The following is a 23,262-nucleotide window of genomic DNA, read 5'->3' as shown; positions in this document are numbered from 1 at the left end:
TGCGGTGATCGTGGTTGCTGGCGAGGCACTGGTCGACATGGTGCCGATGGGCAAGGCCGAGCTGACGCCGCTCGCGCCGAAGCTGGGCGGTGGGCCGTACAACGTGGCCGTGGCGCTCGGGCGCCTGGACGTGCCCGCGGCCTTCCTGTCGAGGGTGTCGACCGACCACTTCGGCGAGCAGCTCGTCAAACGGCTGCACGCGTCGAACGTGGCGACGGACCTGGTCCAGCGAGGACCGGAGAACACCACGCTCGCGGTCGTCGGGCTCGCCGAGGACGGGAGCGCGCGCTACGCGTTCTACGTCGAGGGCACCGCCGACCGGCTCGTGGAGGACCCCGGGCCGCTGCCGGAGGAGGTCGAGGCGGTCTCGTTCGGCACGCTGTCGCTCGTCCTCGAACCCGGCGCCTCGGTCTACGAGAAGGTGCTGCGGCGCGAGAGCAAGCGCTTGCTGACGGCGCTCGACCCCAACATCCGGGCGGTGCTGATCGACGATCCGGGCGCCTACCGCGAGCGGTTCCGGTCGTGGCTGCCGGACGTCGGGCTGCTGAAGGCCTCCGTCGAGGACGTCCGCTGGCTCGCCGAGGACGGCGACGTGATCGAGATCGCAAGGACGTGGATTTCACAGGGACCGGCCGCCGTGGTGCTCACCAAGGGCGGTGACGGGCTGTCGGTGATCACCGCCACGGACCAGGTCGACGTGCCGCCCGTGGAGGTGGACGTGGTCGACACGATCGGGGCGGGCGACACGGTGCAAGGCGCCCTGCTCGCGTGGCTGCGCGAGCACGACGCGCTCAGCGTCGAGAAGGTGCGTGCGCTCTCACCCGATGAATGGACCGCCGCATTGACGTACGCCGGAACGGCCGCCGCGATCACATGTTCACGCGCGGGCGCCGAGCCCCCCTTTGCGAGCGAACTCACCACCGCGCTGGGTGGATAAAGCGCGGGATCGGACTACCGTGGTGGAGCCGCGCTAGAAACTGGCATTACGGATGTGATGCCGGTCCCATCTCTCAGAATCGGTTCACACCGCTGCTGCGAGGCGGGCCTTCCGCCGACTAGCGTGGGTGAACTTGTTGACTCAGATCCCAACGGGGTGGTCCGAGACGACGGCAGGCCGAGTGCGGTCTGCCGCCACCCCGTCCGAGCGTTGAGAGGGACTTGAATGCCCGACGCGACGACTGCGCCGAACGACCCACAGACCGTCGCGCTGCGCCACGAGGGCGGAGAGCTCGAGATGAAGGTGGTGCGGGCGTCCGAAGGCGCGTCCGGCATCGATCTCGGCAAGCTGCTGTCGACCACCGGTCTGGTAACCCTGGACACCGGCTTCGTCAACACGGCCTCCTGCTCCTCCGAGATCACCTACATCGACGGTGACGCCGGAATTCTGCGTTACCGCGGGTACCCGATCGAGCAGTTGGCCGCGCGTTCGAACTTCATCGAGGTCAGCTACCTCCTGATCTACGGCGAGCTGCCGACCGCCGCCCAGCTCGAGGACTTCTCGCAGAAGATCAGCAGGCACACCCTGCTGCACGAGGACCTCAAGCGCTTCTTCGACGGCTTCCCGCGCGACGCGCACCCGATGCCGGTGCTGTCCTCCGCGGTGTCGGCCCTGTCGACCTTCTACCAGGACTCGCTGTCGCCCTTCGACGCGAACCAGGTGGAGATCTCCACCATCCGCCTGCTCGCCAAGCTGCCGACCATCGCGGCCTACGCGTACAAGAAGTCGGTCGGCCAGCCGTTCCTCTACCCGGACAACTCGCTGGGCCTGGTGGAGAACTTCCTGCGGATGACCTTCGGCTTCCCGGCAGAGGCCTACGACCTCGACCCGGACCTGGTCCGCGCGCTCGACCTGCTGTTCATCCTGCACGCCGACCACGAGCAGAACTGCTCCACGTCGACCGTGCGCCTGGTCGGCTCGTCCGAGGCGAACCTCTTCGCGTCCATCTCCGCGGGCATCAACGCCCTGTTCGGCCCGCTGCACGGCGGTGCGAACAGCGCGGTGCTGGAGATGCTCGAGAAGATCAAGGCCGACGGCGGCGACGTGAAGTCGTTCGTGAACAAGGTCAAGAACAAGGAGGACGGCGTCCGCCTGATGGGCTTCGGCCACCGGGTCTACAAGAACTACGACCCGCGCGCCGCGATCATCAAGAAGACCGCCGACGAGATCCTCGGCAAGCTCGGCGCCGACGACCAGCTGCTCGACATCGCGAAGCAGCTCGAAGAGGCCGCCCTGAGCGACGAGTACTTCATCTCCCGCAAGCTGTACCCGAACGTGGACTTCTACACGGGTCTGATCTACCGGGCGATGGGCTTCCCGACCAAGTTCTTCACCGTGCTGTTCGCGCTCGGCCGGCTCCCCGGCTGGATCGCGCACTGGCGCGAGATGATCAACGACCCGGCCACCAAGATCGGCCGCCCGCGGCAGATCTACACCGGTCCGACCGAGCGCGACTTCGTCGCGATGGAGAACCGCTGATCACGGGCTAGGTTTTCGGCAAGGTGAAGGCGCGTCGCCTCGGGCGGCGCGCCTTTTGCCGTACGCGGCTCGCACGGAGCGGTCGTTCCCGCCGGGGTGCGCTCGGTGGACGTGACCGGGGCCTGGCTCGTGCCGCCCGACGACCCGATCGAGTTCGCCCGCGCGATCGGGTTACCGGCGCTCGCCGCCCGTTGTGCGGGTGCGCCCCGTTCGCTTTAGCGTCGACCGGTGAGTTCCGAACCGTCGCTCGTCTGGTTCCGCCGCGATTTGCGGACATCCGATCATCCGGCCATTCTCGCGGCCGCAGAAAGGTCGCCCCGCGCACTCGCGTTGTTCGTTCTGGACGACAGGTTGCTGAAACCTTCCGGGCAGCCGCGAATCGATTTCCTGCACCGCTGCCTGCACGCGTTGAACGACGAACTGGGCGGTCGCCTGATGGTGGTGCACGGCGACCCGGTGGAGGTCGTTCCGCGCGTCGCGGCGGGGATCGGGGCGCACAGCGTCCACATCTCCGCGGACTACGCGCCGTACGGGCGCCGCAGGGACGAGGCGGTCGAAGAAGCGTTGGGGGACATCGAACTCGTCCGCTCCGGCTCGCCCTACGCCGTGGCGCCCGGCCGGGTGTTCAAACAGGACGGCACGCCGTTCAAGGTCTTCACGCCGTTCCGCAACGCCTGGCTGAACCACGGCTGGCGCGAGCCCGCCGGCACCGACGCGTCCACTCTGGACTGGATCGAGCCGGACGGCGGTGTGGAGATCCCGGCCGTGCGGGAGAAGCTGCCGGACGCGCTCGCGTTGTGGGAGAAGTTCCGCGACGAACGGCTCGGGGACTACGACAGGACCCGCGACCGGCCGGACCTCGACGCGACCAGCAGGATGTCGGCGTTCCTCAGGTGGGGCGTGCTGCACCCGCGAACCCTGCTCCAGGACTGCGACGGCATGTACCGCAGCGAGCTCGCGTGGCGCGAGTTCTACGCGGACGTGTTGTGGCACAGGCCGGAGACCGCGCGCCAGAACTACGACCGCAAGTTCGACCGGATGAGGCACGACGAGGACCAAGAGCTGTTCGAGGCCTGGAAGCAGGGGCGCACCGGCTTCCCGATCGTCGACGCCGGCATGCGCCAGCTCCTGCGGGAGGGCTTCATGCACAACCGGGTGCGCATGATCACGGCCAGCTTCCTGGTCAAGGACCTGCACCTGCCGTGGTGGTGGGGTGCGCGGCACTTCATGGAGCACCTGATCGACGGCGACCTCGCGTCGAACCAGCACAACTGGCAGTGGGTCGCGGGCTGCGGCACGGACGCGGCGCCGTTCTTCCGCGTCTTCAACCCGGTGACGCAGGCCAGGAAGTTCGACCCGGACGGCGCGTACGTGCGCAGGTACGCGCCGGACTCCCCGGACATCCCGCCGATCGTCGACCACGCGGTCGAGCGCCTCGTCGCGCTCGACCGCTACCAGGCCGTCAAAGCCTGAGGGCCTCGCGGAGCTTGACGCGGGCGCCGGTCCTCAGCACGGCGTTCGCGTAGACCTTCCCGCCGAGCCAGGTGATCGCCGCGATGGCCGCCAGCGCGAGCACGACCGACAGCAGCACCTGCCACGCCGGTGCGACGCCCATCGCCATCCGCCCCGGCATGAGGATCGGCGCGAACGGCGGCAGCAGCGACAGCACCGTGACGGTGGGGCCGGAGGGGCTGCCGATCATCAGGTTGATGCCGGCGACGAACGCGATGATGATCGTCATGCTGATCGGCGTCAGCACCGACTGGAGCTCCTCCTGCCGCGACACGAGCGACGCGGCGGCCGCGAACACCGTGGCGTACAGGAAGAAGCCGAGCAGGTACCAGAGCACGCCGGTCAGCAGCGCCGTGCCGCCCAGCGCTCCCACGTCGACCACGTCGAACGCCGACGAGAGCGCGAGCCCGATGGTGGAGATCACCAGCAGTTGCAGCAGACCCACCGCGCCGAGCCCGATCACCTTGCCCAGCAACAACTGCCACGGCCGCACGGTCGCGAGCAGGATCTCCACGACCCTGCTGGACTTCTCCTCGACCACGCCCTGCGCGACCATCGTGCCGTAGACCAGCAGCGAGTAGTACAGCAGCGCGGCCACGACCAGCCCGATCGCGAGGCGCTGGCCCTGTTGCGGGTCGACCGGTTCCAATGCGGTGACGGCGACGCTGACGTTCGCCAGGTTCTGCGCGACCTGCTGCGGGGTGATGCCCGCCTCGGCGAGCTGCGCGACGAGCACCTGCTGGCGCAGCACGTCGTTCAGCGCCGTCGTCAGCACCTGGTCGCCGGAGCCCTTGACGATCATCTTCAGCGCCGGGGGCGCACCGGTGACCAGCGCGTCCAGCGAACCGTCGCGGACCTGCTGCTCGGCGTCGGTCATCGTCGTGACGTCCCGCGTCTCGACCTCGATGCCGAACGACCCCGCCTTGTCCTTCAGCGGTTGGGCGAGCTGCGTCGCCTGCCCGCTCAGGCCCACGACGCTGCGCTGCTGGTCGTCGAACAGCAGCGACTGCAGCACCACGTACCCGGCGAGCACCGCGATGATCACCGCGGTGCCGATGAGGAACGACCTGGTGCGCACCTTCGCCACGAACTCGCGCTTGGCCACCAGGGAGACGGCTCGGGCCGGTGTCATGTGCTCCTGCCCTCGGTGGTGACGACGTTGCGGAAGAGCTCGGTGAGCGACGGCCGCTGGCGGGAGAACTCGTGCACGGGCCCCGCGGCGAGCGCGGCGTGCAGCACCGCCTGGTCGTCGGTGCCGTCGGCGAGCTCCAGCACGCAGCGCGTCCCGTCCTGCTCGACCACCCGCACCCCGCGGAGGGTGGCAGCCCAGCCGGTCGCCGGCGACTCGACGACGAGCCGGGACTGCCCGCCGGACCTCAGCTCGTCCACCGTGCCGCTCGCGACCATCGAGCCGGCGCTCACGATGCCGACCCGGTCGCACAGCCGTTCCACCAGGTCGAGCTGGTGGCTCGAGAACACCACGGGCACCCCGGCCGACGCCTTCTCGCGCAGCACCTGGCTCATCACGTCGACGGCGACCGGGTCGAGGCCGGAGAACGGCTCGTCGAGCACCAGCACGTCCGGCTCGTGCACCAGCGCGGCGGCGAGCTGGACGCGCTGCTGGTTGCCGAGGCTCAGGCGCTGCACCTCCTCCGTGCGGCGGTCCCGCAGACCGAGGCGCGCGATCCAGTTCTCCGCGCTCTTGTGGGCCTCGTTGGTGCCCATGCCGTGCAGCTCGGCCAGGTACACGAGCTGGTCGAGCACCCTCATCCGCGGGTAGAGCCCGCGTTCCTCCGGCATGTAGCCGATCCGGCGGCGCGTGTCGAGGTCGACGGTTCTGCCGTTCCACCGCACCTCGCCGGAGTCGGCCGCGAGCACGCCCAGCGCGATGCGCATCGTCGTGGTCTTCCCGGCGCCGTTGCTGCCGACGAACCCGAAGAGCTCGCCCGCGCGCACGTCGAACGACATGTCCCGCAGGGCGACGACCTCCCCGTAGCGCTTGGAGATCCCGTCGATCTCCAGCACTCGTTCAGGCACGGTGCACCCCTTCGTTGGTCCGGATGGCCGTAATCGGGCTCAAAGTATCGATGAGCAGGGAACGGGTGAAACGATACGGGCGTCTACGGCGAATCGAACGAACGACCAATTCACTCAACGGGGGTGACCGTGCAGCCCATCAACCCGGATCAGTGGCTCGCGCAGTACGGGGCCAGGATCGAGCAGGCCAAGCAGCAGGCTGAGCAGGCCCGCGACCAGCTCGGCGGGGTGGGCGGGAGCGCCAGCTCCCCGGACGGCCTGATCACGGTGACGGTCAACGCGACGGGTGTGCTGACCGGCCTCCAGATCAAGCCGGAGGCCCGCGGCATGGACCCCAGCGAGATCGCCTCCGCCGTGCTGGCGGCCTCGGCCAAGGCGCAGCGGGACGCCTCCGGCCGGGTCGTGCAGATCATGACCGACTTCGTCGGCGACAGCCTCGCGCTCGAGTTCGTCAAGGCGCAGATGCCGAACGGGTACGCGGGCGACGGAACCGACGAGGAAGAACCGAAGTCGGAGTTGGAGCGCAAGGACACGCGGCCCGACGACGAGTACTTCACCAACCCGCCCGACGTCATGGCCTGAGTGCAGGAGGGGGTAGGCGATGCAGCAGCACTTCAACATCGATCTCGACGAGCTGAGATCCCACGCCGCGAACGTGGACCGGCTCATGGAACGGATGCGCAAGGCCACCGAGACGTGCGATCCGGGCGCGCTCACCACGGAGGCGTTCGGCGTCTTCCTCGGTTTCCTGGCCCAGAACGTCCTCCAGCAGGCGGGCCTGTCGCAGGACGGGCTCGGCAAGGCCGCCAACTCGCTGATGGACATGGCCTACGGGCTCAAGGAGACCATCGAGCAGTACGAGCAGGTCGACCTCGACACCATGTTCGGCTTCCAGGGAGGCCGTGGATGAACGCCCCCGCGTCGCAGGCCAAGGGCACCGACCCCCAGCAGCTGATCACCAGCATCTCCACCACCTACTCCGCCATCGAGCGCGGTGACTGGGTCAACGCGGGCCTCGGCATCGCGAACACGGCCATGGGCATCGTCGGCATGGCCGCGAACCCGCTGAGCGGCTTCCTCTCCGCCGGGTTCAGCTGGGCCATCCAGCACGTCGACTTCCTGCGCGAGCCGTTCGACGTCCTGCTCGGCAGCCCCGAGTCCATCTCCAGGATGGCCGAGTCCTTCCGGTCCGCGGGCAAGCAGGTGCACGGCATCGCGACCGAGTACCAGAAGATCTGCGTCACGCAGACCCGCGAGTGGCAGGGCAGGGCGGCCGACGGCTACCGCGCCGCGGCCAAGAAGCACGCGGGCGGCCTCGAGACGCTCGCCAGGTCGGTCGAGGGCATCGCCGGAGCGGTCGAGGGCGCGGGCCAGCTCGTCGGCACGGTCCGCAAGATGATCATGGACATGATCAGCCAGGCCGTCTCCGACATGGTCATGAAGATCATCCAGTGGCTGGCGGCCTCGTTCCTCACCTTCGGCGCGGCCATCGCCGGTGCGATCGCGGACATCGTGACCACCGCGGTGAACTACGCGAAGAAGCTGGCCGACTTCCTGCAGAAGCTCGTCGGCTCCGTGCAGAAGCTGATGAACCTGATCAAGCAGGTCTCGCAGATCGCCAAGGTCGCGGAGCAGGTCATCGACGCGATCTCCTCGATGGCGCACGGGGGCGCCGGTGGTGGCGGCGGCATCAGCCGGCCGACCGCGGGCGGCTTCGACGGCCTGAGCCGCGCCGAGCAGGACCGGGCCGCGGCCGGCGCGGGCGGCACGTTCACGAGCGGGGTCAGCGGCAGCGGCTCCGGCCGCAACACCGCGGGCGACGGCCTGGGCAACGTCCGGCCCGGCTGGCAGGGCGGCGACGCGGGCGGCTGGCAGGGCTCCCCCGGCCAGGGACCCGGCGGGGGCGCGGGAGCCCCGGTCCGGCCCATCTACCCGCCGCCCGGCGTGAGCCACGGCGGCCGTCCGCCCGGTGGCGGCGCCGGTTCGGGCTCCGGCGGCCAGGTCAGCCCGATCCGCACCCCGCCCGGCGTCGGCTCCGGCTCGGGTTCCGGCACCGGAACGGGTCCCGGTCGCTGGGTGCCCGGCCACTGGGAGCCGGACACGACGACGGCGGCCGGCGGCAGCGTGACCAAGCCGCCGACGATCGGCACCACTCCGACGCCCACGACGAACACCGACTGGTACCGCCCGGCGACGACCCCCGAGCACAGCGCGTCCGCCGCGTCCGCGGGTGGCGGCGCCGGCGGTGGCGGTGGCGCTGGCGGTGGTGGTGCCGGGGGTGGCATCCCGAAGGGCATGGGCGGTGGCGGTGGCGGCGGCATGCCAGCCGGCCTCGGTGGTCCTGCCGGTGGCGGTGGTGCCGGTGGCACCGCGGCGACGCAGTTCGGTGGCGCGGCCGGTGTCATGAACCCCGGCGCCGCGGCCGGCGCCGCTGCCGCCGCTCCCGCCGGTGGTGCGCCGCGCGGTCCGGGTGGCGGCATGGCCGGCGGGATGATGGGCGGCATGCCGATGGCCCCCGCCGCGGGCGGCCAGCAGGGCGGCGGCGAGCACAAGCGGAAGGTGCGGATCGAGGGCGAGGCCCTCGTCGACCCGCCCAAGGCCGCGAAGCCGGTCATCGGCGAGTGACCCCTCGCTGAGGTTCCTGCGCTGAGGTTCCCGCGCTGAGGTTCCTGCACCGGGGTTCCCGCGCTGAGGTTCCTGCACCGGGGTTCCCGCACTGGAGTTCCCGCGCTGGAGTCCTTGCACCGGTGTTCTTGCGCCGAGAACGGGGCGTCCCTCACGGGGCGCCCCGTTTCTCACACCGCGGCCAGGAGCTTCGCGATCTCCGGGGCGGCCTTCTCCCGGTCCCGCGGCACCAGGCCGATGCGGGTGCGCCGGTCGAGCACGTCGTCGGCGTCCAGCGCGCCCTCGTGCCTGATCGCGTGGACGACGTCGGCTTCCGTCACCCCCGGCGCGATGGGCGTCGTCGGTGCGGGCCGGTCGTCGACCAGGCGGATGTCCTTGGTGCGGCAGGGGAGTTGCGTCAAGTTCGTCGCGTTGACCGCGTCCGCCGCCATCTTTCGGTACGTCGTGAGCTTGCCGCCGACGATCGTGATGACGCCGTTGGGCGCCTTCAGCACGGCGTGGTGGCGGGACAGGTCGGCCGTCGTGCCCTCGGCCCGCAGCAGTGGGCGCAGGCCCGCGTAGCTGCCGATCACGTCGTCCCTGGTGAGGTTCCGCCGCAGGACGCCGGACGCGGTCGCCAGCAGGAAGTCCACATCGGACTCCGGAACGGCGGGCACGTCCGGGATCTCGTCGACCGGCTCGTCGGTGAGCCCGAGGTACGCGCGGCCGCCCGCCTGGGGCAGCAGGAACGCGTAGCGGTTGCGCTCGCCGGGAACCGGGATCGTCAGCGCCGTCGAGGTGAGACCGACGGCTCCCGCGTCCACGACCAGGTGCGAGCCGCGGGACGGCGTGAGCGCGACCGGCGCCAGGGTGCCGGCCCACACGCCCGTCGCGTTGATCACCGCCCTGGCCCTGATGGTGAACGCGGTGCCGGTGAGGGTGTCCCGCGCCTCGGCGCCATCACCTTGCAGTGCCACGACTTTCGCGCGCGTGATGACGCGGGCGCCGAACCCGGCCGCGGTGCGGGCGAGCGCCACGACCAGCCGGGCGTCGTCGACGAGCTGGCCGTCGTAGCTGAGCAGCCCGCCGGTGAGGTTCACGGGGTCCAGGCCGGGCACCAGCGCCAGCGCCTCGTGCCCTGGCACCCGGCGCGGCCGCGGCAGCACGTGGGCGGACGTGCCGGCGGCGATGCGCAGGGCGTTGCCCGCCTTGAGCCCGGCCATCACGAAGTGGTTCGCGCCGGCGTGCAGGGGGAAGAGCATCGGCAGCGTGCGGGTGAGGTGCGGCGCCGTCCTGGTCATCAGGACGCCGCGCTCGACCGCGCTCTCGTGCGCGAGCTTCACGTCGCCCTTGGCGAGGTAGCGCAGGCCGCCGTGGACGAGCTTGCTGGACCACCGCGACGTCCCGAACGCCAGGTCGTGCGCCTCCAGCAGCACGGTCCTGAGGCCGCGCGACGCGGCGTCGAGCGCGACGCCCGTGCCGGTGACCCCGCCGCCGACGACGAGCACGTCGGCGACTTCCCGTTGCGCTGCTTCGAGGTCGTGCTGGCGCCTGCCGGCGTTCAGGGAGGTGTTCACGGCTTGAGCGCTCCGTCCAGCTGCTTGGCGAGCTCGTCGAGCAACGAGCCGAAGTCGAGCCCGGAAGTGGCGGGCCTCGTGGAGAGGACCATCGACTGCGTGCTCAGCAGCACCACGCGCGCCTGCGTCTTGGCGTCGCCGAACCGGATGGACCCGTCGAGGTGCCCGGCCTCGATCTGCCCCACGAGGAACTGCTCGACCAGCCGCTGCGTGCTGCCGAGGCGGTCGGTGAGGTAGGGCAGCATCAGGTCGGCGTCGAGCTGCAGGACCCGTTGCATGAGCGGGTTGGCCGACAGCAGCCGGATGGCGTCGACGGCTCGCTTGACCAGTTGCTCGCGGGCGTTGCCCTGCCCGTAGGCCCGCTCGACCTGCTCGAGCAGCGCGGCGAACTCGCGCGTCATCAGCGCCCGCACGAGGTGGTCGACGTCGGGGTAGCGCCGGTAGAGCGTCATGCGGCTCACCCCGGCGCGTTTCGCCACGTCGGTGAGCGTCGTGCGGCGCACCCCGACCTCGAGAACACACTCACGGGTCGCGTCGAGCAGCGCTTCCTGGGTGTGACGTTGAGACGTCATGTGTAACACTGTAGCAGTGACCAGGGCGAGATGGACCACCGAAACCACACCGCTGCCGCCGCACGCGCTGGCGTGGCTCAGCCGGCGGGTCGGGCTGGGGGAGCCGCTCCCCGAGGTGCCCGTCGAGGCGCCCGCCCCGGCGTTGTCCGCTGACGCGTTCACCGCCCTGGAGGCGGTGTGCGCGGTGTCGGTGGAACCCTCCGACCGGCTGGGCCGGGCCGGTGGACTGTCCTACCTGGACTTGCTGCGGCACCGCGGGCACGGCTCGCTCGCCGTGCCCGACGCCGTCGTGCTGCCCGCGTCTCCGGCCGAGGTCGTCGAGGTCCTCCAGGTGTGCGTCGAGCACGACATCGCCGTGGTGCCGTTCGGCGGCGGCACGTCCGTCGTGGGCGGTGTCGAGGCCCTTCGCGGGTCGAAGTCCGCGGTGGTGGCCCTGGACCTGGCGGGCCTGGAGGCCCTGGTGTCGCTCGACCCCGTGTCGCGGGTCGCGGTGCTGCAGGCCGGGCTGACCGGGCCCGAGGCCGAGCGGTTGCTGGGGGAGCACGGGTTCACGCTCGGGCACGTGCCGCAGTCGTTCGAGCGGGCCACCATCGGCGGGTTCGCCGCCACGCGTTCCGCCGGTCAGGCCTCATCCGGGTACGGCCGGTTCGAGGACCTGGTCGAGTCGGTCCGCGTCGCCACCCCGGTGGGGGAGTGGGTGGTGGGGGCCGCGCCCGCGTCCGCCGCCGGGCCCGACCTGAAGCAGCTCGTGCTCGGCAGCGAAGGGCTGTTCGGGGTCATCACCGAGGTGTCCGTGCGGGTCCGGCCCAAGCCGTACGGGTCGCGGTACGAGGGTTTCGTCGTCGACGGGTGGGAGGCCGGGGTCGAGCTCGTGCGGACCCTCGCCCAGGACGGGGCGCTGGCCGACGTGACCCGGCTGTCCGATGTGGACGAGACCGAGGTCGCCCTGGCGTTGGCGGGGCCACGGGCCGACGTGGTGCGGAAGTACCTGCGGTTGCGGGGTGTCCGGCAGCCCTGCCTGGTGATCCTCGGGTGGGAGTGCCGGTCGCGGTCCGCCACCATGAGCTCGTTGAGCGGCAAGAAGGTCGTCCGGCTCGGGCGGGCGATGGGGGCTTCCTGGCTGCACGGGCGGTTCAACGGGCCGCGGCAACGGGATGCCCTGCTGGACGCCGGGGTGTGCGTGGAGACGCTGGAGACCGCCACCCGGTGGTCCGGGGTGTCTCAGATGCGCGATGCCGTCCGGGCGGCGCTGGTGGCGGAGCTGGGATCCCCGGTCGTGATGTGCCACATCTCGCACGCCTACGAGACCGGGGCTTCGTTGTACTTCACGGTGCTGGTGCCCCGGGACCTCGCGGACCCGGTCGGGCAGTGGGAGCGGGCCAAGGTCGCCGCCTCCGGCGCGATCTCCCGGCTCGGCACGATCACGCACCACCACGCCGTGGGGCGCGATCACCTGCCGTGGCTGGAGGGGGAGATCGGGACGATCGGGGTGGACGTGCTGCGCGCGGTGAAGGCCCGGCTCGACCCGACCGGGATCCTGAACCCCGGCAAGCTGGTCTGAGGCCGGCGTTCCCGATCGGGTGGTCGGTCCGCCGCCGGAGCCGCGTTCCGAGCCCTGACGGAGCTGTGCCCCGTCAGGGCTCGCCTTCGCGCTCGCGTCAGAGCTTGACGAGCATCTTGCCCTTGTTGTCGCCCTTCAGCACTCCCAGGAAGGCACCGGGGGCCTGGCGGATGCCGCCCTCGACGATGGTCTCCGAGTACTTCAGCTCTCCCGAGGCGATCCAGGCCGCGACCTCCTCGATGAACCGGGGTCGCAGTGCCCTGTGGTCCTGCACGAGCATGCCGCGCAGGGTCAGGCGCTTGCCGATGAGCTGCGCCAGGTTGCGCGGGGCCGTGGGCGGCTCGGTCTCGTTGTACTGGGCGATGGCGCCGCAGATCGTGACCCGGCCGTGCGTGTTCAGCGAGGAGATCGCGGCTTCCAGGTGTTCGCCGCCGACGTTGTCGAAGTAGACGTCGATGCCGTCGGGGGCGGCCTTGGCGAGCTGCTCGGCGACGGGGCCGTCCTTGTAGTTGAAGGCGGCGTCGAAGCCCAGTTCCTCGGTGAGGTACTTCACCTTGTCCGCGGACCCGGCCGAGCCGATCACCCGGGAGGCGCCCTTCAGGCGGGCGATCTGGCCCACGACCTGGCCCACGGCTCCGGCCGCGCCCGAGACGAAGACGGCGTCGCCCTCCTTGAACTCCGCGGTGGCCAGCAGGCCCGCGTAGGCGGTCAGGCCCGTCATGCCGAGGACGCCCAGGTAGGCGGAGAGGGGCGCCGCCGAGGGGTCGACCCGCACCGCGCGCTCGGCGGGCACCACGGCGTACTCGCGCCAGCCCAGGCCGTGCAGGACGTGGTCGCCCGGCGCGAAGCCTTCGACACCCTCGCCGACGGAGACGACCTCGCCGACCGCGCCGCCGTCCAGCGGGGCGCCCACCTGGAACGGGGCGATGTAGGACTTCACGTCGTTCATGCGGTTGCGCATGTACGGGTCCACGCTCATGAGCACGTTGCGCACCAGGACCTGGCCCTCGGCCGGGGCCGGTACGCCCACCTCGGCGATCTCGAAGTTGTCGTCGGTCGGCCAGCCCTGCGGGCGGGACGCGAGCCGGACCTCGAGTGCGGTGTCGGTCATGGTCGGACCATCTCCATTCGGGATCTTGCGGATTAGCTATCCGTTTCAACCGCCTGCCGGAGACGACTGTTCCGCAGTGTGAGCTAACCCGCAGGGAGAAGGGTGGTGACGTCGCGGTACGTGAAGCCGAGCCCGCGGTACAGGGCGATGGCCGGAGCGTTGTCCTCGTCCACGAACAGGGCGCAGGTGCCGTAGCGGGAGAGCAGGTTCGAGGCGACGAACTGGCACACGCGCCGGCCCAGGCCCTTGCCCGTGTGCGAGGGGTGGACGGCCACGCCCATGATGAATCCGACGTCCGCGGAGGACCAGGCTTCGGCGGCGGTGGCCACCAGGGTGCTGTCCACGTGGACGCCGGCCCAGCGGCGGACGCCCTCTTCGCCCGGCCAGGCCCACGAGGCCGGGTTCGCGACGCGCAGCAGGGTTTCCACGTCGTCCGGAGACGCCAGCCAGCAGGCCTCGGCGGGGCGGTCCAGGGTGCCCGAGCGGTCCATCCAGCCGAACGGCGTGTCCTCCACCCACGGCGAGGGCATCACCTCGGCGACCTCCAGTGCCAGCGGGCGTTCCATCAGCGGCCGCAGCTCCACGCCTCGGCCGTGCGCGGCCAGCAGCGAGGCCACGCCCTCCGCCGGGCCGGCCAGGACCAGGCGGCGGCGCCTGGCCAGGTGCGGGGCGTGCACGGCCACGGCGCCGTTGTGCTCCCATGCGGCACCGCCGGACGACAATGCCTGGGCTGCCCAGCGGACGAGGGAGTCGTCACTGGCCTCCAGCACGGCGGCCGTGGTGCGTAAGCGGCGCACTCAGTCCTTCTGCTTGCGGCGCAACAGGGTCCGCTTCGCGAGCGAGTCCTCCAGCGCCTGGTAGGCGCGGTCCATCGCCTGGTTGTACTCGCCCTGGGGACGGGGCGGGACCGACTCGTCCGGCAGCGGGAAGGTGACCATCTGCAGCCAGCGCTCGTTCCAGAGCTGTTCGACGGCGGCCTCCCAGTGCAGGGCGGCGCCCATCCGCACCACCCGCTCGCGGTCGCTCACCTCGGCGATCTGCTGCTGGGTCGCCGCGATCCGCTCGGCCAGCTCCGCGCACCGGACCTCGTCCAGCTTGCGCTGACGGGCTGCCGCGTCCGTGGCGATGGCGATGATCTCCTTGTAGCGCTCCACGGCGGACAAGGCGGGCACCCCGATCACCTCCTCGCTCGTGCGCTGCGCCGGGACCGGTTCGAACGTGGTCGTCATCATCGGGTTCATCACGCTTCTCCTGTGTCGAACGGGATGATCACTTGCGGTCGCGAGTGCTCGAACCTGTCGAAGAACAGGCCGCGGCGCGGCCTCGGCGACCACGCCATCACCTGCTCCGGCCCGAGCGAGAGCAGTTCCTTGCCCTGCACGTCGAACGCCACCCAGGCGCCGATGTCGTCGTAGACGCCGGGCGGGAGGCTCGCCTTCAGCCTCTGCACGCCGCGCCACCAGCCCAGCACGTGCGTGCGGTTCTCCGGGCCGTGCTTGAGCACGGTCCGCAGGCTGTCCACACCGGACGCCCGCGTCGCCGGGTCCTTCTGCTCCAGCAACGTCTGCGCGGCGTCCACGCCGTAGAGCACCAGGTAGTGCGGTGCCAGCGGCGCGTCGGCCTGGCCGGTGCCGATCTGCTGGAGCTGGGCCGCCGTGCGGTCCAGCACCTCGCGGATGCGGTTGATGCCGATCACCTCGGCGTCGTGGCCGTCCGCCCGCAGGCGTTTCGCCAGGTGCAGCGCCGACGGCATGGCCTCGTCGACCAGGGAGGCGAGCGTGAACGACGCCTCGTGCGGCTCGTGCTGCCTGCCCAGTGACGCGGCCGCTCCGGCGAGCACCGCCGCCGCGTCCTGGACCACGGAGCCGACCACCGCGATGTTGCGGCCGGGGGTGCGGGCGAACCGCACGCGGGCCGCGCTGCCCGCGACGTCGATGACCTGGCCGAGGAGCACGGTGGGCGACGAGTCGCCCGGCTGGAGGTCGGAGAAGTCCGGCAGGGCGTCGAGCAGCGGGATCTTGCTGCCGTCGAACAGGCCGGGCGCCCGGCCGCGTTCGCGCTGCCACAACTGGGCCTGCAGGAAGTCCATGGTGCCCTTGGACGTCGAGTCCGGGATGCGGCAGATCTCGTTGCCCGGCTTGACCCCCGACTCGTGGTTGATCACCGCGTGCCAGCGCGGCAGCTCCACGGCGGCGTCGTTCTGCGGCTCGGCCAGCACGCGGCGGGCCTTGGGCAGCGCGATCCGCACGGTGAACTGCTCGAAGATCGCCGACTTGCCCCAGAAGCCCTCGATGCCCGAGACGTCCTGCGACGACAGCACCAGGTGGATGCCCTGCGAACGACCGCGGCGCGCCACGTCCTCCAGGAGCTGCGTCGCGGCGGCGGTCACCTGGTCGCGTTCGCCGAACAGGTACTGGAACTCGTCGATCACGGCGACGATCCGCGGCCAGCGGCCGCCGGGGTCCTCCGCCCGCAGGTGTTCGAGCTTGGTGACCTCGTGCTGCTTGGCCGCGTCCGCGCGCCGGCGCATCTCGTCGGCCAGGAACCGCAGCAGCGCCACGCCGAACTCGCGGTCGGTGTTGACGTTCACGCCGACCAGGCGCGCGTGCGGCAGCCACGACGGGTCCTTGCGGCCCGGCGCGAACTGCGCGAACGACACGCCTTCCTTGAAGTCGAGCAGGTACAGCTCCAGCTCGTCCGGCGAGTACCGCGCGCACAGCGAGCCGAGCATCGCGTAGAGGAAGTTCGTCTTGCCGGAACCGGAGGGGCCGCCGATCAACGCGTGCGGCGAGGTGTCGCCGAGCTGCACGCAGACCTGCTCGCCGTCGTCGAACCCCACCGGCGCGATGACCCCGGCCGCCGAGTTCTCCGTCCACAGCCGTTCGGGCAGCAGGTCCCCGAACTTGGCCATCCGCGTCCGCCGTTCCTCGCGCTTCTCCGCGATGGCGGCACAAGCGCGTGGCACGAGCGTGCGCGGCAGAGGCGGGTCGAGCGTGACCCGCACGTCCTTGCCGGTCATCGTGCACATCGCGGTGCCGTCACCGCGCAACGAGACGGTCTCGACCGGCGAGTTGACCGTGATGGGGATGTCCACGATGAACAGCTGCACGCCGCACGCCAAACCGTTGCGGGCCACGCGTTGCAGCTGCTGCTGGTGTTCTTCCTTCAACGCCTTGCGGTTGCCGAACAGCACGGCGATCCGCCACGGCTCGGTGCGCCTGCCCTCACCGCTGACCGAGCGCACGGTCAGGTGGCCGTCGACCAGAACCTTGGTGTGGATCTGGCGGATGTGCTCGGACAGCTCGTCCAGCAGCTCGTGCAGGCGGGCCGGGTCGTGCACCGTCAGCAGGTTCGCGCGGGTCAGCGGGTACAGGCCCGGCAACGACCCGGTGAGCTGGCCGATGTCCCACACGTGCACGTGCACGAGACCCGGCTGGAAGTGCGACAGCACCCGCAGCAACAGGCTCTCCACCAGCGTGTCCGCGATCTGGCGGCTGTCCGGGGTGGACGCGATGTGCAGGTGCGCCTGGTCGAGCAGCGGCACCGCGACGGGGAACGGCTGGTGCTCCGGCGCGGACGTCACCACGCCGGTGCCGATCCGCCACAGCTCCGGCACGCCCTCGCTGCCGTCGTGCGTCCCGGGCTGGCCGAGCCACGACTCGTGCGGCCACGAGGCCGGGCCGGCGGCGACCGAGTTGACCAGAGCGGTCACCTGGTCCGGCCCCGACGTCGTCCACTCGTGGTACGACTGCTGCCAGTCGTGCCTGATCTGGGCGAGCCGCTCGGCGAACTCGGGCATCGAGAGCGGCGCCTGCCGGGGGTTGCGCGTGCGCTTCTCGTCGACCGTCAGGAACCGCGTCACCCCGGCGAGCGCGACGTCCTGCAACGCCTTGTCGACGCCCATGCCGCGCACGGTGAACTCGAACATGTCCTTCGCGTGCTCGACCGCGAGCGCCCGGTGCTCGCGCGCCACGGAGCCCAGCGCGGCCGAGACGGCGCGCTGGAACTCCGCGAAGGCTTCCTCGATCCTCCGCCGCCGATCGTCCCGCCTGCTCATCACAGCTCCACGGTGAGTCGTTGGATCCGCTCGAGGGTTCCCACCATCAGTTCCAGCTGATCCGGGAATCTTTCCTTGGCGCGCACGAACTCCGGTGGAAGAAGCGACTCGTGGTGGTTCTCGCTCGACTCGGCGAGGATCGCGACCGCCTCGTCGAGGCCTTCCTGCGCGGAACGCACGCTGCGGTACGACTCGCGCAGGATCTCGCTCGCCTGCTCGAGCGCGGCACGAACCTCGGCGATGGATGCCATCAAAGCCTGCTGTTGATGCCCTCGGCCCCGGAAATGCCCGCGCCGAGGTAGTTCTGCAGCTCGCTCACGCCCGACACGACCTGGGCGAACTGTGCGTTCGTCGTCTCGACGTCCGCCTGCACGGAACCCTGGGTGACCGATGTCAGCAGTTGCTGCGCGTCCTCGGCGAGCTCAGCCGCCTGTTGGAGGGCCGACTGGCTCTGACTGGCCTTGTCGATCGCCTGGGCAATTGCGGCACGGACTTCTTCGATGCTCGCCATGTCGGCTCCCGAACCCTCCCGGAACAGGGCGTCTCACGACCACCCTCAGTAGAGATTGTGCCCAGATTTTCGCAGTTCAGAACGAAGATCGGCTAACCGGGTGGATGCCTGAATCCACTCGAACGGGCCTTGCTTTAATGATCAGTTAGGCGAGGTGCTGGCCCCTTGACCTCGCGTGCGGTAATGGTCACGAGCACCCCTACAGCCCGTTGTGCCGCGGTGCCGACCGGCCGGGTGAATCAGGACGGCCTCCCAGGGGCGTTGTCACGCGGAGTGCCTGCCCCGAAAGGGTCATCTCCTGCCCACGCCTCGACCAGCACGCGTTCGGCTCCCGGCACGAGCCCGGTGATGAGCTCGGGCTCGTCCAGCACCGTCCAGGCCGTCGGCGGCTCGCACGCCACCCTGGGGGTCGGGAAGCCGTCGGCCAGGCCGCGCACGAAGGTGCGGACGGCCCGCGCCAGCGCCGCCGAGACGTTGTGGGTGGCCTTCTCGGCGCTCGGGCGGGTCAGCACGACGGCCCAGCAGCCGGGCTCCTCGTCGGAGCAGTCGCGGGCGTCCACGATCCGGGCGCCCGTGCGGCTGATGAGCGCGTCGCACGAGCCGCGCGCCTGGTGCTCGTCGGCCGCCTCCACCACCACGGTGATGAGCAGCACGAGGTCGTCTTCATCCATGACAGGCGAAATGGTGTCAGACGACCCGCCGGACGAACTCCAGCACCCGAGTGACAGCTTCCGCGTCGGTCAGCAACCCGTCGGCGACGTGCTCCTCGAACGCGGACCCGCGAATCCGGTCGGTGCCCGCCCGCGTGTCCGAGATCGGCACGATCTCGTCGTCCGAGCCGTGCAGCCACAACGTCGGCAGGTCGCCCAGCGCCGGCCCGAAGCTGACCTCGTCCATCAGGTCGGCCAGCTCGTCGGACGCGCCGTCCCACATGCCGAGCACCGGTGACACCAGGACCAGCGCGGCCAGCCCGGAACGCGTCTGGGCGTAGCGGACCGCCGCGGGCGCGCCGGTGCGGTGTCCGATCAGGACGACCGGCAGCTCCGCCGCGCCGACCGCGGCCTCGATGTCCTCGCTCACCACGACCGGCACAGCGGCGGTGCGCAGGGAAGAGGCGATGTGCTCGCCGTGCGGCAGCACGGCGAGCCATCCCGGTACGTCCATTCAGGAAGCGTAGAACGCACTGATCTCGATCCGGCCACCGGAACACACCGGTCCGAGCTTCCACGGCACCGTCAGCGGCACCGTCTCGTTGGGTGGGATGGCCTCGGCCTTCGACGGCTCCGGCTGGCACGGGCCCTCCACCGGCTCGTTGTCCGCGGGCACGACGCCCCAGTGCAGGTTCGCCGACGCCTTCCCGCCCGGCGCGAGCGTCAGGGTGGTGGGCCCCGGCTCGGCCTTGCGCTCGAGCTTGGTCGGCACCGCGCCGGACGCGTTCTGCAACTGGAAGCCGCTGTAGCCGTTCAACGTGCACGGCGTCGTGCCGGAGTTCGTGACGACGAACTTGCCGTACCTGTTGCCCGCGCCGGCGTCCGTGGGAGCGATCTCCCCCTTCAGCGAGGACGAGTCGCAGCGCTTCGCCGCAGCCGCGGCCGCACCGGGTTCGGCCTGCGGGGAAGCGGACGCGGCGCTCGAAGACGGCGTGGGTTCCGACGTCGGCAGCGTCTGTGCCGCCATGTCCGGGGTTCCCGTGCCACACGCCGTTACGGAAGCGAGCACCAGCAGTCCGCAAGCGATCAACCGTCGAGTCATGGGTGCACCTCCTGTTACCGGAAGAGGTGCCCGATTCCCCAAGTAGCCAACACGGCCTGACGGAAATTCACCGGATCTGGTGGATGTTCCAGCCGTCGGGAAGCTCCGTCATGCCGTGGACCGCCGCGGTCCAGAGGTAGGTCCAGGCGATCCGGCCGTCCGGCAGGACGACGCGCACGCGGCGGTAGTCCTCGCCCTCGTACTCGTCGAGCAGCGGCAGCGCGTCCTCGGGGGAGCGCAGGCGCAGCACGACACCGGGCACGCCGAGGCCGGGGCCGGGCCGCAGCGCGGGGTAGCCCTGGCCGGTGTCGAACAACGTGCCGGGCAGGTGGGTCTCCTCCGAGGAGACGACGTGCGGCTCCATCAGGTGCCAGGCGCTCGCGCCGGGCTGGAGGGTGCCGTAGACGAACAGCAGCTCGGGCCAGGCGTCGGCGGACGGCACACCGTGGACCTCGGTCACGTCCAGCCCGTCGGTCGGCGCGGGCCGCTCGCCCAGCACGCGGGCGCCTCGCTGCGAGACGTCCGCGCAACGGACCATGCGGCCGTTGAAGAGCACTGGCATCCGCTTCTTGGAGCCCGCCGTGTAGGCGAGCACGCTGTCGATGACGCCGCCGTTGTAGAGCACTACGCGGCCCGTGTGCAGGCGTACGAGCCGATAACGCAGCCCGCGGCCTTCACACCGGTCCAGCACGCGCAGCTGCTCCGGCGTGGCGAACCAGATGGAGTGCTCCTCGACGATGCCGGGCGCTGCCGCCAGCGTCGCCGGGCGTTGGCCGTCGCGCATGCGCAAGCCGGCGGCCCAGACAGCGGAAAGGCCCTCGCACCGTGCGCGCAGCACGACGGCGGGGCCTTCGAGACCGAGCTCCTCGCGGAGCCAGGTGAGCTTGCTGGGGTTGGCGTTGGAGCCGTAGCCGAGCACCGGCATCCGGGCTGCCAGCGGGGGTTCACCGTGGTTTGCGAGCCATTGGTCCAGATCGACGTTCTCCGGCTCGACTCGCCATCCCGACTCCATCGTGAGATCCGGTCGCACTGGCCAGCCCGTTTCGTCGACGTGGACGAAACAGTGGTCTGGACGAGTACCCGGATAGGGCTCCGCCGGATGGCTTTCGTCGGTGAACGGTTGGGCCATTGGTCCATTGTGCCAGGGAGAGGGGCCGGATGGCGCCCCTCAATCGTGACCCATCCGATGTCTTACCTGGGATTCTGGGGAAACAGTGAGAACCTTCACTGCGCATTCGAGTGATCAGCCCGATGTCTTGCCGACGACACTCCGGTCAGCTTCAGGAGTTGTCATAGCGTCGCTGCGCCTGGCTGACCTCGGGCTGGTTCGCCTCGATCCAGTGCGCGAGCGCCACGAGGTGGCTCGCGGCGCCCTTGCCGAGGGGCGTCAGCGCGTACTCGACGTGCGGCGGGATGACCGGGTGGACCTCGCGGTGCACGAAGCCGTCGCGCTCCAGGGTGCGCAACGTCTGGGTGAGCATCTTCTCGCTGACGACGTCTTCCAGCTCGCGCCGCAGTGCGCTGAACCGCCACGACCCGCCGTCGGACAGCACCTGGAGCACCAGCACGCCCCACTTGCTGGTGATGTGCTCCATGATCGCCCGCTCCGGGCACATTGTGACCTGCACGCTCACCTCCGAGTAAGTACCCCACTCTGAAGTGGGTACTTTCCACAGGTTAGCGCTAACCGTAGCGTCGCCGCCATGACGATCCTCATCACCGGAGCAACCGGCCAGCTCGGCGGCGCAGTGGTCCGCTACGTCCTCGACCGCACGGACGAGCAGGTCATCGTCTCCGTGCGCGACCCGGAGAAGTTCGACCTCGACGGTGTCGAGGTCCGGCAGGGCGACTTCGACCAGCCCGGCACGCTGGACTTCCGCGGCGCCGACAAGCTGCTGATCGTGTCCGCCGAGGCGCCCGACGCGGACACCCGTATCAAGCAGCACACCAACGCCGTCGCCAAGGCCGTCGAACACGGCGTGGGCCACATCCTCTACACGAGCATCACCGACGCGGACACCTCGACGGTCGGCGTGGCGGTGGTGCACAAGGCCACCGAGGAGGCCATCCGCGCCACCGGCATCCCGTTCACGTTCCTGCGCAACGGCATGTACCACGAGAACTACCTGGGCGTGCTGTCCGGCGAGACCGTGGCGGTCTCCACCAAGGACGGCCGCGTGGCGAGCGCCGCCCGTGACGACTTCGCCCTCGCCGCCGCGGTCGCGCTGACCACCGAGGGCCACGAGAACCAGGTCTACGAGCTCACCGGCTCGACCACCTGGTCGTTCCCGGAGCTCGCCGGCGACAGGTTCCGCGACGTCAGCGACGACGACCTGCTCGCGGCCGGCGTGCCCGCCATCTTCGTCGACTTCTTCAAGGCGATCCGCGAGGGCGTCTTCGCCGAGGTTCGCCCGGACCTGGAGAAGCTGATCGGCCGCCCGTCGCGCCCGATCGTCGTCGGGTGAGCGGCTAGGTGAACTCGGGATGCGCCTCCGGGTGCGCGTCCCACCACTTGCGGTACTCCGGGTTGCGGTCCAGCACCGACCGGTAGGCGTCGGCGGCGCACGCGAACACCTCGTGCGCCCGCCCCGCCACCGGCGAGTCCCGCCGGGTCGCCACGAAGATGTCCGTCATCAGCGGCATCCCGCGCAGCCGCCTGATCACGATGCCCTCGCCGGTGCGCGACGGCGCCGCGGCGAACGACACGCAGCCGCCCGCCACCAGCCCGCGCGCCATGCTCGCCTCGCCGGTGTGGTGCTTGAGCCGCGGCACGAACCCGGCGTCCGCGCAGGCCTGGAACATCTGCGTGCGGCTGCCGATGTTCTGCTTCGGCGGCGTCACCCAGTCGCGGTCCGCGAGCTGGGCCAGGTCTACCTCGTCCTGCTCCGCCAGCGGGTCGGTCTCCGGCAGCGCGACGAACGCCGGTTCGGTCACGAGCTTGCGCAGCTCGATGCCAGCCAGGTCGCGCGCGGGCATGCCGTCGAAGAACTCGAACAGCGCCACGTGGACCTGCCCCGACTCGAGCATCTCCACCACCTCGGCCGACGACGGCCGCACCTCCGCGCGCACGTCGGCGTTGAGCTCGCGCAGGTTCTCCACGAGCGCCGCGAAGTACAGGATCGGGATGCAGCCGAAGAACAACGGCCCGCCCCGGTCCGTCTCCTTGGTGGTGCTCATCAGCTGCGCCATCTCGTCGAGCACGAGCCGCGCCGTGCCCAGCACGCGGCGGCCCAGGTCCGTGGGGACGCAACCGTTGTGCGTCCGGTCGAAGAGCTGTCCGCCGACCAGCCTCTCGACCGTGCGAAGCTGGGCGGAGAGCGCCGGTTGGGTCAGTCCGAGCCGCGTCGCGGCCCTGGTCACGCTGCCGTCCTCGGCGATCGCGCGCACCGCGCGGAGGTGGCGGAGTTCCAACTCGGGCATAAAAACCTTGTATCCCCCTTCTGAATGCGCCACCACCCTTCGATCGGGGCATAGTGGGTCCCGTCGATCATC

General features: G+C 70.7%; 24 protein-coding genes. 8 read left to right on the top strand and 16 right to left on the bottom strand.

Annotated elements, in window-relative coordinates; all coding sequences use genetic code 11:
* Positions 1-4: 4 nt before the first annotated feature.
* The 3 genes from BMW88_RS07600 to BMW88_RS07590 all read left to right on the top strand — a co-directional run bounded on the left by BMW88_RS07600 (position 5) and on the right by BMW88_RS07590 (position 3,949).
* Complete coding sequence (locus BMW88_RS07600) at positions 5-937, top strand: carbohydrate kinase family protein (RefSeq protein ID WP_089949868.1); 933 nt, start codon at positions 5-7, stop codon at positions 935-937.
* Positions 938-1,162: 225 nt separating this feature from the next.
* Positions 1,163-2,476 carry a citrate synthase gene (locus BMW88_RS07595; RefSeq protein ID WP_089949867.1) on the top strand — a complete coding sequence of 438 codons (1,314 nt, stop codon included), beginning with the start codon at positions 1,163-1,165 and terminating at the stop codon, positions 2,474-2,476.
* 228 nt (positions 2,477-2,704) lie between these two features.
* Positions 2,705-3,949 carry a cryptochrome/photolyase family protein gene (locus tag BMW88_RS07590; RefSeq protein ID WP_089949866.1) on the top strand — a complete coding sequence of 415 codons (1,245 nt, stop codon included), beginning with the start codon at positions 2,705-2,707 and terminating at the stop codon, positions 3,947-3,949.
* Here the strand turns inward: BMW88_RS07590 and BMW88_RS07585 are convergent.
* The gene (locus tag BMW88_RS07585; protein ID WP_089949865.1) at positions 3,939-5,120 is read right to left on the bottom strand and encodes an ABC transporter permease; all 1,182 of its coding nucleotides are present in this window, start codon (positions 5,118-5,120) and stop codon (positions 3,939-3,941) included. The two genes, BMW88_RS07590 and BMW88_RS07585, sit on opposite strands and share 11 nt — an antisense overlap.
* Positions 5,117-6,025: an ABC transporter ATP-binding protein gene (locus BMW88_RS07580; protein ID WP_089949864.1), complete on the bottom strand. Its 909-nt coding sequence runs from the start codon at positions 6,023-6,025 to the stop codon at positions 5,117-5,119. Before BMW88_RS07580 ends, BMW88_RS07585 begins: the two co-directional genes overlap by 4 nt.
* A 123-nt stretch (positions 6,026-6,148) precedes the next feature.
* On the opposite strand from BMW88_RS07580, the gene BMW88_RS07575 reads away from it, so the two are divergent.
* From BMW88_RS07575 to BMW88_RS41700, 3 genes are read left to right on the top strand one after another with little or no spacing between them, the layout of a single operon-like run.
* Positions 6,149-6,607: a YbaB/EbfC family nucleoid-associated protein gene (locus BMW88_RS07575; protein ID WP_245777621.1), complete on the top strand. Its 459-nt coding sequence runs from the start codon at positions 6,149-6,151 to the stop codon at positions 6,605-6,607.
* A gap of 19 nt (positions 6,608-6,626) precedes the next feature.
* On the top strand, positions 6,627-6,935 hold the full coding sequence (locus BMW88_RS07570) for a hypothetical protein (protein ID WP_089949863.1): 309 nt from the start codon (positions 6,627-6,629) through the stop codon (positions 6,933-6,935).
* Positions 6,932-8,650 (top strand): WXG100 family type VII secretion target, encoded by a 1,719-nt coding sequence (locus BMW88_RS41700; RefSeq protein ID WP_089949862.1) that lies wholly within the window; start codon positions 6,932-6,934, stop codon positions 8,648-8,650. The genes BMW88_RS07570 and BMW88_RS41700 overlap by 4 nt, the downstream gene beginning before the upstream one ends.
* Before the next feature lie 170 nt (positions 8,651-8,820).
* On the opposite strand, the gene BMW88_RS07560 is transcribed toward BMW88_RS41700, so the two are convergent.
* Together BMW88_RS07560 and BMW88_RS07555 are read right to left on the bottom strand one after the other, a co-directional pair.
* Positions 8,821-10,206, bottom strand: coding sequence for a glycerol-3-phosphate dehydrogenase/oxidase (locus BMW88_RS07560; RefSeq protein ID WP_089949861.1), 1,386 nt, complete (start codon positions 10,204-10,206; stop codon positions 8,821-8,823).
* Positions 10,203-10,778 carry a TetR/AcrR family transcriptional regulator gene (locus tag BMW88_RS07555; RefSeq protein ID WP_089949860.1) on the bottom strand — a complete coding sequence of 192 codons (576 nt, stop codon included), beginning with the start codon at positions 10,776-10,778 and terminating at the stop codon, positions 10,203-10,205. The genes BMW88_RS07560 and BMW88_RS07555 overlap by 4 nt, the downstream gene beginning before the upstream one ends.
* Between BMW88_RS07555 and BMW88_RS07550 the strand changes: the two genes are divergently transcribed.
* A complete protein-coding gene (locus BMW88_RS07550) occupies positions 10,777-12,339 on the top strand; it encodes an FAD-binding oxidoreductase (protein ID WP_089949859.1) in 1,563 nt (520 codons plus the stop codon). The genes BMW88_RS07555 and BMW88_RS07550 overlap by 2 nt on opposite strands.
* Positions 12,340-12,436: 97 nt before the next feature.
* On the opposite strand, the gene BMW88_RS07545 is transcribed toward BMW88_RS07550, so the two are convergent.
* The 11 genes from BMW88_RS07545 to BMW88_RS07495 all read right to left on the bottom strand — a co-directional run bounded on the left by BMW88_RS07545 (position 12,437) and on the right by BMW88_RS07495 (position 21,398).
* Positions 12,437-13,450 carry an NADP-dependent oxidoreductase gene (locus BMW88_RS07545; protein ID WP_089949858.1) on the bottom strand — a complete coding sequence of 338 codons (1,014 nt, stop codon included), beginning with the start codon at positions 13,448-13,450 and terminating at the stop codon, positions 12,437-12,439.
* A gap of 83 nt (positions 13,451-13,533) precedes the next feature.
* Positions 13,534-14,247, bottom strand: coding sequence for a GNAT family N-acetyltransferase (locus BMW88_RS07540; protein ID WP_089949857.1), 714 nt, complete (start codon positions 14,245-14,247; stop codon positions 13,534-13,536).
* Positions 14,248-14,691 carry a hypothetical protein gene (locus tag BMW88_RS07535; RefSeq protein ID WP_089949856.1) on the bottom strand — a complete coding sequence of 148 codons (444 nt, stop codon included), beginning with the start codon at positions 14,689-14,691 and terminating at the stop codon, positions 14,248-14,250.
* Entirely contained in the window at positions 14,691-17,507 is a 2,817-nt protein-coding gene (locus BMW88_RS07530; protein ID WP_089949855.1) for an FtsK/SpoIIIE domain-containing protein, read from the bottom strand. Before BMW88_RS07530 ends, BMW88_RS07535 begins: the two co-directional genes overlap by 1 nt.
* Entirely contained in the window at positions 17,507-17,758 is a 252-nt protein-coding gene (locus BMW88_RS07525) for a hypothetical protein (RefSeq protein ID WP_030467714.1), read from the bottom strand. The genes BMW88_RS07530 and BMW88_RS07525 overlap by 1 nt, the downstream gene beginning before the upstream one ends.
* Positions 17,758-18,018, bottom strand: coding sequence for a hypothetical protein (locus tag BMW88_RS07520; RefSeq protein WP_030467713.1), 261 nt, complete (start codon positions 18,016-18,018; stop codon positions 17,758-17,760). The genes BMW88_RS07525 and BMW88_RS07520 overlap by 1 nt, the downstream gene beginning before the upstream one ends.
* A 239-nt stretch (positions 18,019-18,257) precedes the next feature.
* Complete coding sequence (locus BMW88_RS07515; RefSeq protein ID WP_143116000.1) at positions 18,258-18,689, bottom strand: hypothetical protein; 432 nt, start codon at positions 18,687-18,689, stop codon at positions 18,258-18,260.
* Between the two features lie 16 nt (positions 18,690-18,705).
* Entirely contained in the window at positions 18,706-19,182 is a 477-nt protein-coding gene (locus BMW88_RS07510; RefSeq protein WP_089949853.1) for an alpha/beta hydrolase, read from the bottom strand.
* Positions 19,183-19,770, bottom strand: a complete 588-nt coding sequence (locus BMW88_RS07505; protein WP_089949852.1) for a DUF4232 domain-containing protein — start codon at positions 19,768-19,770, stop codon at positions 19,183-19,185.
* Positions 19,771-19,837: 67 nt separating this feature from the next.
* A complete protein-coding gene (locus BMW88_RS07500; RefSeq protein WP_245777620.1) occupies positions 19,838-20,695 on the bottom strand; it encodes a gamma-glutamylcyclotransferase in 858 nt (285 codons plus the stop codon).
* A gap of 355 nt (positions 20,696-21,050) precedes the next feature.
* A complete protein-coding gene (locus tag BMW88_RS07495) occupies positions 21,051-21,398 on the bottom strand; it encodes a winged helix-turn-helix transcriptional regulator (RefSeq protein WP_281249372.1) in 348 nt (115 codons plus the stop codon).
* Between the two features lie 75 nt (positions 21,399-21,473).
* On the opposite strand from BMW88_RS07495, the gene BMW88_RS07490 reads away from it, so the two are divergent.
* Positions 21,474-22,235 carry an NmrA family NAD(P)-binding protein gene (locus tag BMW88_RS07490; RefSeq protein ID WP_089949850.1) on the top strand — a complete coding sequence of 254 codons (762 nt, stop codon included), beginning with the start codon at positions 21,474-21,476 and terminating at the stop codon, positions 22,233-22,235.
* 4 nt (positions 22,236-22,239) lie between these two features.
* On the opposite strand, the gene BMW88_RS07485 is transcribed toward BMW88_RS07490, so the two are convergent.
* A complete protein-coding gene (locus BMW88_RS07485) occupies positions 22,240-23,190 on the bottom strand; it encodes a LysR family transcriptional regulator (RefSeq protein ID WP_089949849.1) in 951 nt (316 codons plus the stop codon).
* Positions 23,191-23,262 lie beyond the last annotated feature (72 nt).

Source organism: Lentzea xinjiangensis, assembly GCF_900110955.1.
Lineage (GTDB): Bacteria > Actinomycetota > Actinomycetes > Mycobacteriales > Pseudonocardiaceae > Lentzea > Lentzea xinjiangensis.
The sequence above is the reverse complement of the archived record's forward strand: the minus strand, read 5'-3'. Positions and strand labels throughout refer to the sequence as shown.

What these genes read in the sequence shown, in the direction of transcription:
- BMW88_RS07500 (WP_245777620.1), bottom strand. Translation starts at nt 20,695, where the DNA reads ATGCCGGTGCTCGGCTACGGCTCCAACGCCAACCCCAGCAAGCTCACC.
- BMW88_RS07535 (WP_089949856.1), bottom strand. Translation starts at nt 14,691, where the DNA reads ATGAACCCGATGATGACGACCACGTTCGAACCGGTCCCGGCGCAGCGC.
- BMW88_RS07485 (WP_089949849.1), bottom strand. Translation starts at nt 23,190, where the DNA reads ATGCCCGAGTTGGAACTCCGCCACCTCCGCGCGGTGCGCGCGATCGCC.
- BMW88_RS41700 (WP_089949862.1), top strand. Translation starts at nt 6,932, where the DNA reads ATGAACGCCCCCGCGTCGCAGGCCAAGGGCACCGACCCCCAGCAGCTG.
- BMW88_RS07515 (WP_143116000.1), bottom strand. Translation starts at nt 18,689, where the DNA reads ATGGATGAAGACGACCTCGTGCTGCTCATCACCGTGGTGGTGGAGGCG.
- BMW88_RS07525 (WP_030467714.1), bottom strand. Translation starts at nt 17,758, where the DNA reads ATGGCATCCATCGCCGAGGTTCGTGCCGCGCTCGAGCAGGCGAGCGAG.
- BMW88_RS07555 (WP_089949860.1), bottom strand. Translation starts at nt 10,778, where the DNA reads ATGACGTCTCAACGTCACACCCAGGAAGCGCTGCTCGACGCGACCCGT.
- BMW88_RS07490 (WP_089949850.1), top strand. Translation starts at nt 21,474, where the DNA reads ATGACGATCCTCATCACCGGAGCAACCGGCCAGCTCGGCGGCGCAGTG.
- BMW88_RS07585 (WP_089949865.1), bottom strand. Translation starts at nt 5,120, where the DNA reads ATGACACCGGCCCGAGCCGTCTCCCTGGTGGCCAAGCGCGAGTTCGTG.
- BMW88_RS07550 (WP_089949859.1), top strand. Translation starts at nt 10,777, where the DNA reads ATGTGTAACACTGTAGCAGTGACCAGGGCGAGATGGACCACCGAAACC.
- BMW88_RS07505 (WP_089949852.1), bottom strand. Translation starts at nt 19,770, where the DNA reads ATGACTCGACGGTTGATCGCTTGCGGACTGCTGGTGCTCGCTTCCGTA.
- BMW88_RS07530 (WP_089949855.1), bottom strand. Translation starts at nt 17,507, where the DNA reads ATGAGCAGGCGGGACGATCGGCGGCGGAGGATCGAGGAAGCCTTCGCG.
- BMW88_RS07520 (WP_030467713.1), bottom strand. Translation starts at nt 18,018, where the DNA reads ATGGCGAGCATCGAAGAAGTCCGTGCCGCAATTGCCCAGGCGATCGAC.
- BMW88_RS07510 (WP_089949853.1), bottom strand. Translation starts at nt 19,182, where the DNA reads ATGGACGTACCGGGATGGCTCGCCGTGCTGCCGCACGGCGAGCACATC.
- BMW88_RS07570 (WP_089949863.1), top strand. Translation starts at nt 6,627, where the DNA reads ATGCAGCAGCACTTCAACATCGATCTCGACGAGCTGAGATCCCACGCC.
- BMW88_RS07545 (WP_089949858.1), bottom strand. Translation starts at nt 13,450, where the DNA reads ATGACCGACACCGCACTCGAGGTCCGGCTCGCGTCCCGCCCGCAGGGC.
- BMW88_RS07595 (WP_089949867.1), top strand. Translation starts at nt 1,163, where the DNA reads ATGCCCGACGCGACGACTGCGCCGAACGACCCACAGACCGTCGCGCTG.